This is a genomic window from Mesorhizobium sp. Z1-4 (assembly GCF_004000235.1).
Classification (GTDB): domain Bacteria; phylum Pseudomonadota; class Alphaproteobacteria; order Rhizobiales; family Rhizobiaceae; genus RCIO01.
The window spans coordinates 96,018-106,543 of the sequence record NZ_RCIO01000008.1 but is presented as its reverse complement, the minus strand read 5'-3'; the positions used below and the strand labels follow the sequence as shown (position 1 = coordinate 106,543).

Genomic DNA, 10,526 nt, shown 5'->3' with positions numbered 1-10,526 from the left:
GATTCGAACCTGCGACCCCATCGTCCCGAACGATGTGCGCTACCAGGCTGCGCTACACTCCGTAACCAGTGCGCGGGCTTATAGCGTCCGCGATGCGGCTCCGCAAGCGCATTGCAGGCGCCAATTGCCGCGTGTTCCGGCCTTCGCTCAATAGGGGCTGTCGACCGCGCCTGTTTCGACATAGACGGATTTGAGCTGCGAATAGTGCTCGAGCGCTGCGAGGCTGTTTTCTCGGCCGATGCCGGACTGCTTGAAACCGCCGAAAGGCATCTCCACCGGCGTGAGGTTATAGGCGTTGATCCAGCAGGTTCCGGCTTGAAGCTGCGCGGTGACCCGGTGCGCGCGGGCCATGTCGTTGGTGAACACGCCGGCAGCCAGACCGAACTCGGTGGCGTTCGCCCGGGCAATAGCCTCGTCTTCGCTTTCGAAGTCGAGCACGCACATCACGGGCCCGAAAATCTCTTCGCGCGCAATGCGCATATCGTCGGTGACATTGGCAAATACCGTCGGTTCGACAAAACAGCCTCCGTCCATACCTTGCATCGACGGCGTACCGCCGCCGGCAAGCAGCTCTGCGCCTTCCTGCCGGCCGATCTCGATGTACGACGTCACCTTCTCACGCTGGTCGCGGTTGATGAGCGGCCCCATCTGCGTGTCCGGGTCGAGCGGATCTCCGATGCGGATCGCCTTTGTACGCTCCACAAGGCGCTCCAGGAAACGCTGCCGGATGCCGGACTGCACGAAGACGCGTGTGCCGTTGGAGCACACCTGACCGGTTGAATAGAAATTGCCCAGCATTGCCCCGCCAATGGCGTTTTCGATGTCGGCGTCATCGAAGACGACAATCGGCGACTTGCCGCCGAGCTCCATCGTGGCGTGTTTGAGCTGGCCGCCTGCCGTGGCCATGACCTTGCGCCCTGTCGGCACCGAACCCGTCAGCGAAATCTTGTCGATGCGCGGATGGCTGGTAAGTGCTGCGCCCACCGGCCCAAGCCCCTGAACGACATTGAACAGCCCGTCAGGCAGTCCGGCTTCTGTGTAGATCTCGGCCAGCGCAAGCGCAGAAAGCGGCGTGTTTTCCGACGGTTTGAACACCATCGCGTTGCCCATGGCGAGCGCGGGCGCGGACTTCCAGCCGGCGATCTGGATCGGATAGTTCCAGGCACCAACGCCGAGGCAGACGCCGAGCGGCTCGCGGCGTGTGTAGCCGAAGGGGCCGCCAAGATCGAAATACGCGCCGTTGAATGCCGCAACGGCCCCGCCGAAGAATTCGAGCGCCTCGGCCGCCGAAGGGGCGTCGGCTACGAGTGTTTCCTGGATCGCCTTGCCTGTATCGAGCGTTTCCAGCCGCGCGAGATACTCGTTGCGCTGGAGCAGAATGTCGGCGGCGCGCCGCAGAACGCGCCCGCGTTCGACCGGCTTCAGCCGCGCCCATTCGCGTTGCGCGCTGGCGGCCGACTCGATCGCCAGCTCGATGATGTTGGGCGTTGCGGCGTGGACATGCGCGATTACCTCGCCGGTCGCCGGATAGGTCACCTGAATGAGTTCGCCCTGATCGTCCTCGACGAAGCGGCCGTTGATGTAGTGCGAGGCTTTAGGCTGTACCTGCATGTCGTTCCGTTCCGCCTAGTTCTTTTCGACAGAGATGCCGTTCTCGTCGAGCCTGATCTCGACTCCCTCGGGCTTGCTCTGTTCGCGCCAGATATAGGCGCCGAGACCGATCACGATGACGACGAGCAACGCGATGACGGCGTAAAGCTGATTCTGCTTCATTTCATAACTCCGGGCTGAATGCCTTCCTTAGCGCCTGGCGCCGGTTTCACAAAGTGCTGCCCTCAGCGGTCGCTCTCCTGCCAGTTGGGATTGATCCAGGGCTCCAGATTTTCCTGTGCGAGGGGCACCTTGCCGAGGATCAGGTCGGACGCCTTCTCTCCGACCATGATCGAAGGCGCGTTGAGATTGCCGTTGGTGATGCGCGGGAAGATGGAGGAATCGGCGACGCGAAGCCCCTCCACCCCGATAACCTTGCATTCGGGATCGATGACGCTCATCGGATCGTCGGCCCGGCCCATGCGGCATGTGCCGCAGGGGTGATATGCGCTTTCCACATGCTCGCGGATGTAGTCATCCAGCGCCTCGTCCGATGTTCTGTCTGCGCCCGGCGAAAGCTCTTCGCCGCGATATGGTGCGAATGCGTCCTGCGCGAAAATCTCGCGGGTCAGGCGAATGCAGTGGCGGAACTCGGTCCAGTCGTCGGGATGCGACATGTAGTTAAACAGGATGCGTGGCTTGTCCGCGGGGTCCGCCGAACGCAGCGTGACCGACCCACGCGATTTCGAGCGCATAGGGCCGACATGTGCCTGGAAGCCGTGCCCCTTCGCCGCCGCCTTGCCGTCATAGCGAACCGCGGCGGGCAGGAAATGATACTGAATGTCGGGATAGTCGACACCTGCGGCGGAACGCACGAAGGCAGCCGCCTCGAAATGGTTTGACGTGCCCGGACCTGAGCGCAGGAAAAGCCACTCGGCGCCGATCAGCGCCTTGGAGATAAGGTCGAGCTTGGAGTTGAGCGTGATCGGTTTCACCGAGCGCTGCTGCACATAAAGCTCCAGATGGTCCTGCAGGTTCTGCCCGACACCCGGCCTGTCAGCGACGACCTCGATGCCATGCTCCGCAAGATGAGCTGCCGGCCCGATGCCCGAAAGCATGAGAAGTTTGGGCGAGTTGATCGACGATGCCGCAAGCACGACCTCCCGTCGCGCTTTAACAAGTTGAATCTGTTTGTCAGCTAATATTTCCACGCCGACCGCGCGTTGATTCTCGATCACCACACGACGCGCCAAACCTCTGACGAGACTCACATTTTTGCGCTTGAGCGCCGGGCGCAGATAAGCATTGGCTGCGGACCAGCGGCGCCCTTGATGGATGGTCTGCTCCATTGGTCCGAAGCCTTCCTGCTTCGAGCCGTTGTAGTCTGCGGTGGTCTCGAAGCCTGCCTGCTTGCCTGCTTCGATGAAGGCGGAAAAGAGCGGGTTCTTCTGTGCCCCGCGCTGCACGTGCAGCGGGCCGGAGGTGCCGCGCCAGTGAGCCTCGCCGCCGTGCGAATGTTCCATGCGCCGGAAATAGGGGAGCACGTCGGCGAAGCTCCAGCCCCGGGCGCCGACCTCGGCCCAGTGGTCGAAGTCGCGCGCATGGCCGCGCACATATACCATGCCATTGATGGAGGAGGAGCCGCCAAGCACCTTGCCGCGCGGGGTGGCAAGGACACGGCCGCCGAGATGCGGCTCCGGCTCTGTTGCGAAGCCCCAGTCATAGACGCTGGTGTTCATGGGGATCGAAAACGCCGCCGGCATCTGAATGAGGGGGCCGATATCAGATCCGCCATGCTCGATCACGGCGACGCTGTTCCGCCCGTCTTCGGAAAGACGGTAGGCGAGGGCGCAGCCGGCAGAGCCAGCTCCGACTATGACGAAATCTGCTTCAATCATCGATTGCGTTTCAGGAGTCGGCGATGTGTTTCATGTAGTCCGAGAGCGAAACATTGCCGCCCGTGGCGACGACGACGACCGTCTTGTCCGCGACATCCGCCTTGCCTGAAAGCGCCGCGGCGAGCGCGGAGGCGCCCGATGGCTCCAGCACCAGCTTGAGCCGTTCGAACGCGAATTTCATCGCCGCGCGTACCTCAGCGTCCTGCACGGTGAGCCCATTGACGCCTGCCACGGTCACCGCGGCGAATGGCGCGTCGCCTGGCCGGCGCGCCATCAGGCCGTCGCAGATCGAAGGCGCGCCGAGCGGCATGGTCTCGATTGCGCCATGTGCGAGCGAAACGCCCATGCCGTTGAAGCGCTCGGGTTCGACAGCGAATATAGCCGTTTGCGGAGAGAGATAATGAAAGGCGAGTGCCACGCCGCCGATCAGCCCGCCGCCACCGACGGGGCAAAACGCGATGTCGGCTTCCGCGCCGTGATCGGCAAGCTGGTGCAGCGCTTCAAGTCCCGCGCCTGCTTGTCCCGCTACGATCTCGGGATCGTCAAAGGGATGGAGCAGCACCAGGTCTTTCTCGGCGGCGATCTCGCGCGCCTTCGCCAGAGCCACCTCTTCACGCGCCCGCTCGCCATGCTCGGTCTGGATGACGGTTGCGCCATAGCCGCGCGTTGCATCGCTTTTCGCCTTCGGCGCATCGATCGGCATTACGATTGTAACGGGAATGCCCAGCGCTTCGCCCGCGGCTGCCAGCCCCTGGGCGAAATTTCCGGAAGAATAGGCCACCACGCCGCGCTTGCGTTCCTCGGATGACAACTGCGTCAGCCGCCAATAGGCGCCGCGGATCTTGAAAGAGCCGGCCCATTGCAGCGATTCCGGCTTCACGAACACCTGCTTTGCGCCAGTGAGCCTTGCAAGTGGCCGGGATTCCAGCAAAGGCGTAACCTGCGTCGCTTTGGACGTTTCGGCATATGCGCGTTTCAGGTGGTCAAGCGAGGGGACGTTCATGAGCAGCTCCACTGGCCTTATCCTTTGCCGAAACTGACCGGGTGGTCCAGCTTTACGCAGGATCGAAAATAGTTCATTGTTGAACAAATTTGGAGGGCGCTGCGCCGTGCCCCATATGCAGGTGGTTCGAAAGGGAGAATACCCATGAGCGCATGCATCGTCGGTTGGGCCCATTTGCCTTTTGGCAAGCGCGAGGGCGAAACCCTTGAAGACGTGATCGTGAAGGTTGCGGCCGACGCCATCGGCCACGCGGGCATCGAACCCGATCAGGTGGACGAGATTGTGCTCGGCCATTTCAACGCTGGTTTCTCGGCGCAGGATTTTACCGCGAGCCTGGTTTTGCAGGCCGACGACCGGCTGCGCTTCAAGCCTGCAACGCGCGTTGAAAACGCTTGTGCAACCGGCTCTGCGGCCGTGCGGCAGGGCAAACGGGCAATCGATGCCGGCGCGTCGCGCGTTGTGCTCGTGGTGGGTGCTGAGCAGATGACCACGACGCCCGGCCGCGAGATCGGCCAGAACCTCTTGCGTGCCTCGTACTTGCCCGAGGATGGCGACACGCCGGCCGGATTTGCCGGCGTGTTCGGCAAGATCGCGCACGCATATTTCCAGCGTCACGGCGACCAGTCCGATGCGCTGGCGATGATTGCCGCCAAGAACCACAAGAACGGCGTCGACAACCCCTATGCGCAGATGCGCAAGGACCTGGGTTTCGATTTCTGCCGCCAGGAGAGCGACAAGAACCCGTTCGTTGCGGGACCGCTCAAGCGTACCGATTGCTCGCTCGTCTCCGATGGCGCTGCCGCTCTCGTCCTGGCCGATCTGGAAACTGCGCTCACCATGAAGCGCGCAATTGCCTTCCGCGCCAACGAGCACGTCCAGGACTTTCTGCCGATGTCGAAGCGCGACATTCTTCTGTTCGACGGCTGCGCCGAGGCGTGGTCGCGTGCGCTTGCAAACGCCCGTGTAAAGCTGGACGACCTGTCATTCGTTGAAACGCATGACTGCTTCACGATTGCCGAGCTGATCGAATACGAAGCGATGGGGCTTGCCCCGCGCGGCGAGGGTGCGAAGATCGTGCTCGAAGGACAGACGGACAAGGGCGGCAGACTGCCGGTGAACCCGTCGGGCGGGCTCAAGGCAAAAGGCCACCCTATCGGGGCAACGGGCGTCTCGATGCACGTGCTGACGGCCATGCAACTGGCGGGCGAGGCGGGCGGCATCCAGGTCGAGAACGCCAATCTAGGCGGCATTTTCAACATGGGCGGAGCGGCGGTCGCGAACTACGTTTCGATTCTCGAACGGATCAAATAGGGCCCCAGATCAAGGCTCGCGGGCTTCTGCCGTCATTGACGGCCTGAGCGCCACAAGCCCCGCTGCTGGTACCTTGATGCCGGCTTGATTGAAGTCGAGCCCGGCGACCAGTCCCATAAAGTGCAATTCAAGGCCCGACACCGCGCCGGCGGCGAAACCGATCATGCCGCCCAGCGTGACATGCAGGTCTTTTGCCTCTTCGGACCAGTCAATGGCCAGAAGTCCGGGCGCGAAGTCGCGCCCGGCGGCATTGGGCGGCAGGAAGCCTCCGAATTCAGGCACCTGCCGCAGCACATGAGCAACGAAGGTGTTGGAGTTCGGCCCGGGCCAGATGCGGTAGTCGCCCCGGTGGGAGAACGGGTAGTCCGCAATCGCTGCTTCAAATCGCGGGATAAGCCGCAGCGCTTCTTCGCCATGCACGGCATGAACGATCCACGGAGCGTTGGAGTACCATCTGCCGTCGGCAGGGTACGCGTTACGGCGCACCGGCGAACCCCAGCCGACCTTGTCATAGCGATCGTAGCGGCCGGCGCCGGGTTTCTTGACCACAATCCAGCTATGCACCGCGAACGCGCCTTTGAGCCCGCCCGTACGCGCGGCCATGAGGTAGATCGCGGCATCAGGATCGGAACTTGCGGCGGGCAATACGCCGCTGGCGGACCAGTCCGCAGCACGCCATGATCCCGGGCGCTCCTTGAACTGCCACCAGGCGAGCGTGAGCAGCGCCGGAGCGACAAAGACGGTAAGGAGGAACAGCATCAGCCGTTTGATGAGACGCATCGCAACCCTTGCGCAGATCAGGCACCAAGGCATAGTTGCCCGAAAACGTGTCGCTAAATGACTTTCTGGTGATGAGGCCTGACCCTAAATGACCAATCCGGTTCTGGTGGAAGTGCTGCGCGGCGGCATCGTGGAGAGCCAACACCGCGGTGCGGCCATCGTGTGCGATGACCGTGGCGCGGTCGTTGTGGAGGTCGGTGATGCCGGCCAGCCCGTGTTTCCGCGCTCGGCGGTAAAGGTAATCCAGGCTTTGCCGCTGGTTGAAAGCGGCGCGGCGGACAAATTCGGTTTCGGCAATCGCGAACTCGCGCTCGCTTGTGCCTCCCATTCAGGGGAAACAGCGCATGCCGAGCTTGCCGCCGCAATGCTCGCATCCGCCGGTTTGGACAAGGCGGCTTTGGAGTGCGGCTCGCACTGGCCGCTGGGCGATGAGGCGACACGGGCGCTGGCGCGCACGGGCGGCGAGCCTTGCGCGCTGCACAACAACTGCTCCGGCAAACACAGCGGCTTCATCTGCACCTGCGTACAGGAAGGCGTTGACCCGGCCGGTTATGTCGGCCGCAATCACATGTCGCAGCAATGGGTGCGCGAAGCCATGGAGGCGGTCACCGGCGCGCCTCACGGCGAGGACGTCTGCGCCATCGACGGCTGCTCGATACCCACCTATGCCGTGCCGCTGCGAAGCCTGGCGCTCGGCTTCGCCCGAATGGCGACCGGAACGTCCTTCGGCCCGGAACGCGCGCAAGCCGCGCAACGCCTGTTTGCCGCTTGCATGGCCGAGCCGTTCTTCGTTGCCGGAACGGACCGCATGGACACCAAGATCATGCAGGCGGGCAAGGGCCGCATCTTCACCAAGACAGGCGCGGAAGGCGTGTTCTGCGCTGCGTTGCCGGAGCTCGGGTTTGGCATCGCACTGAAATGCGACGACGGCGCCACCCGCGCGGCCGAAACCATGGTGGCCGCGCTTATCGCGCAGCTCTTGAAGGACGATGACGAGCTCTCGGCAACCATCAGTGCGCTTGCGCGTCCGAAGGTGCTGAGCAGGCGCGGCGCCGAAGTCGGCGAGATCCGACCTGCCGGAGCGCTCGCCTAGCTGGAGTGATTGCGTTCGATTAGCAGGCCGGGAAAGCCGGCCGCACCTTCATGCGCGAGATCACCGGTCACGGCTTCCGTCCAGCGATGGCCGACAATGGCGCCGTTCGGCGTGTCGTCGATCACATTGTCCGAGATAACTGCTGTTCCGGTGCCCTCGACAACGGATACCGCGATACCTTCGCCGGTCTTGCGGATCACGTTGCCGGTTACCACGACATTGCGCAGGAACGGTCCCCAGCCGAGATGCATGCCGTAGCGCGGGGCGTTTTCCACCACATTGCCGGTGACGCTGGTTTCGGCCTCGACCGTAATGCCTACACCGAAGCCTGGCGGGTCGGCCTGGTAGGGCCCTGAGGTCCTGAGATTTCGCACGATATTGCCGGAGCATACGGCGAGCCGGCCGCCCTCGTTGAAATTGACGATCGAGATGCCGTTGGCCGCGCCATCGACGATGTTGTTCGAGATCACCGCGCCTTCGAAGGAAAACTCGGCATAGACCGCTGTTTCGCCCGAACGCGAACAGTTGTTGCCGAGAACCTGCAGGTTGCTTGCCGCGTTTGCGCGAATGGCAGAAAAGGCGCAATCGGAAATCACGTTGTTGCTCACCACGACATTGCCGGCGCGGTAAATATTGATGCCGTTGCCGAAAGGTCCGGTGCCGCCATAGAGCGCGGCGATGCGCTCGACGCGGTTGCCCGACACGATTGTGCCGTCCGCGCCGATTTCGCTTCGGTGAACCAGAATGCCGCCATTGTCGCAATCGGCGACCGTGTTGTCGGCGATCCTCAGCCCGGTGGAATTGACAGCGTAAATCGCCGCTTCCGTTGCGGTTGTCACCGTTGTGCGTTCAACCCGTCCGCCGCAGGCGTCGAGCACCAGCCCGTATTTGCCGCTGTTCGTGATGCTGCAGTCGTCAATCGCAACCTGATGCACTGCGCCGAGATCGACGAGCCCGTGTACGCTGTCACCCATGTCGCGGCGCACGCCGTCAAAGCCGATGCCGGTTAGTTCGACGCGTTCGCAGGCACGGCCTGCGATCAGGAACTCGCCGCCGCCGAAGATGAGCTTGGTTGCGCCTGAAACGCCCGCAAGCCGTGTGCGGGCAGGGAGCCTGATGCCGCTTAGCACATAGCTTCCAGCCGCGAGAAAGACCATGAGGTCTTGCTCGCTGGCCTGCTCCAGCATGTCCTGAAACGCGCTGCTCTGATTGACAGGCGCGTTTGCAAATACTCCGAATAGGGTCGAATCGACCGCGCCCGCGGGCGACGCCGAACCGCTTGCGGCCGCGGCCCTGGCCGTGAGAGGCAGGCCGGCCGTGGCCGCAGCTGCCGAAACGCCAAAAAACTGCCGTCTGTTCCACATCGGCACACAAGCTCCCGTTGTCATGGGCAAACGAGCAGAATCCGTGCCAGTGGACTGATAGTCAGCCGGCTGCTTCGAGGAGTTCATCCAGGCGGATGGTGGGAAGCTGCTCGCAGAAGATCGTACCCTCGGGGGCTACAACTTCGGCGCGCACCGGCAGGCTGGCTAGGTCTGGGCCCGGGCCATCTGCATACAGAGTGGTTCCGATGATGGGAGGCTTGCCCTTGCGCAGGAATTTGGCCGCCGTTTCACGCGCCTCTTCTATCCGCTGCTGTATTTTGCCGTCGTGCACACTTCGCAGCACGCCGCCTTCGGCCTCGATGCGCTCGTATTCGGACCAGGCGGCATCGGCCATGGGAACGGCGAGTGCTGCGATGTCGGAATCGCTCGCGTCGCCCGCTAAGAACGTGTTGCCTTCCTGCTGAAAGATAAGCGGCGTGTTACGCGCGATGCGGCGTGCGCGTGCGTCGGGAAGACCTTGAAGCTGCGTATGCGGGATGACCGAAATCGTATTGGCACCGGCACGCAGGGCGGAAAAGCAGGCGACAGCATTGCGGAGGATGTTGGATTCGGGATCGCCCGCTGTCAGCATCCGGTAGGATGTCTCGGCGTGAACGACAGCCGGCATGTCCGGTACGGAATAGCTGGCCAGCAGCCGCGACCAGAGCGAGCGCAGCGCGGCGAACTTGGCGGCCGAACGTGCATGCGCCTGATCCACGCTCAGGGCGAAACCGATATGGGCAGCGGCGTAAAGCACAGGCTGCCGCGCTTTCTCGAACATTCTGAGATAAGTCTTTGCCGACGCGAGCATGATGCCGAGTTCCTGCTCGGCCGTTGCACCGGCATTGTGGAACACCCGGCCATCCGCCTCGAGCAGGATGCCGGGTACGCCAAGCGCGAAGAATTGTGCCAGCGATTGCGGCATCGATTCCAGCATCGCCTCGATCGACATGCGCAGCCGCCCGGTGCCTGCGAATGTGGCGGCAGGATCGATCCCGAAAGAGACATCGAGCCGCGAAGGGTCGATCTTTCGTTCGCTCAGGATTCGAACCAGCCAATCCACCGATGCCCGGCTGTGCGGATGCAAGTCCAGCCGCACATGCGTGCGCGCCAGCGGCACGTCAGCAAGCGCCACGGTCAGGGCTTCGGCGGTCGCGGGAAGGCCGAAGCCGAAAGCATTCGGCGCGTCCTGGAAAACGATCGCAATTCCCGTCGCGCCATTCTGGATGTCTTCGAGCGTCTGCCGGTTGGCGCGGCGCGGATCGCTGTCGTCCATCCGCTGCACGACATGCGGCAGCGCGGCCGCAGTACCTTTCCCGGCAACCTGCTTGTTGCCAGCGGTGGACGATGCCTCCCGCGCGCCAGCACCCTTTGCAGAATCGCCGTTCGAACCGCGCCACACGGCGGCACCTGTCCGCGCAGGCATGGGCGCAGGTGAAGCGCTGCCGCTAGAGGGTGAGGTCGGGTTCATCTGGTCTCCCATTCGG

Annotated in this window: 9 protein-coding genes; 2 read left to right on the top strand and 7 right to left on the bottom strand. The window is 63.1% G+C overall.

Annotation, left to right across the window (positions count from 1 at the left end):
* Positions 1-147: 147 nt before the first annotated feature.
* The 4 genes from betB to EP165_RS19190 form a co-directional block, all read right to left on the bottom strand.
* A complete protein-coding gene (betB, locus tag EP165_RS19200) occupies positions 148-1,611 on the bottom strand; it encodes a betaine-aldehyde dehydrogenase (RefSeq protein WP_127524466.1) in 1,464 nt (487 codons plus the stop codon).
* 15 nt (positions 1,612-1,626) lie between these two features.
* On the bottom strand, positions 1,627-1,773 hold the full coding sequence (locus EP165_RS20460; protein ID WP_164743101.1) for a hypothetical protein: 147 nt from the start codon (positions 1,771-1,773) through the stop codon (positions 1,627-1,629).
* A gap of 62 nt (positions 1,774-1,835) precedes the next feature.
* Positions 1,836-3,485 carry a choline dehydrogenase gene (gene betA, locus EP165_RS19195; RefSeq protein ID WP_206075951.1) on the bottom strand — a complete coding sequence of 550 codons (1,650 nt, stop codon included), beginning with the start codon at positions 3,483-3,485 and terminating at the stop codon, positions 1,836-1,838.
* A gap of 13 nt (positions 3,486-3,498) precedes the next feature.
* Positions 3,499-4,491: a threonine/serine dehydratase family protein gene (locus EP165_RS19190; protein ID WP_127524464.1), complete on the bottom strand. Its 993-nt coding sequence runs from the start codon at positions 4,489-4,491 to the stop codon at positions 3,499-3,501.
* Positions 4,492-4,635: 144 nt separating this feature from the next.
* Between EP165_RS19190 and EP165_RS19185 the strand changes: the two genes are divergently transcribed.
* Positions 4,636-5,802 carry an acetyl-CoA acetyltransferase gene (locus EP165_RS19185; protein ID WP_127524463.1) on the top strand — a complete coding sequence of 389 codons (1,167 nt, stop codon included), beginning with the start codon at positions 4,636-4,638 and terminating at the stop codon, positions 5,800-5,802.
* Positions 5,803-5,811: 9 nt separating this feature from the next.
* On the opposite strand, the gene EP165_RS19180 is transcribed toward EP165_RS19185, so the two are convergent.
* Entirely contained in the window at positions 5,812-6,582 is a 771-nt protein-coding gene (locus EP165_RS19180; protein WP_127524462.1) for a DUF3750 domain-containing protein, read from the bottom strand.
* A gap of 88 nt (positions 6,583-6,670) precedes the next feature.
* On the opposite strand from EP165_RS19180, the gene EP165_RS19175 reads away from it, so the two are divergent.
* Positions 6,671-7,675, top strand: coding sequence for an asparaginase (locus EP165_RS19175; protein ID WP_127524461.1), 1,005 nt, complete (start codon positions 6,671-6,673; stop codon positions 7,673-7,675).
* Here EP165_RS19175 and EP165_RS19170 read toward each other — a convergent pair.
* Both EP165_RS19170 and EP165_RS19165 read right to left on the bottom strand, forming a co-directional pair.
* Entirely contained in the window at positions 7,672-9,039 is a 1,368-nt protein-coding gene (locus EP165_RS19170; RefSeq protein WP_127524460.1) for a TIGR03808 family TAT-translocated repetitive protein, read from the bottom strand. The genes EP165_RS19175 and EP165_RS19170 overlap by 4 nt on opposite strands.
* 61 nt (positions 9,040-9,100) lie before the next feature.
* Positions 9,101-10,510, bottom strand: a complete 1,410-nt coding sequence (locus EP165_RS19165) for a methylmalonyl-CoA mutase family protein (RefSeq protein WP_245440231.1) — start codon at positions 10,508-10,510, stop codon at positions 9,101-9,103.
* Between the last annotated feature and the right edge of the window lie 16 nt (positions 10,511-10,526).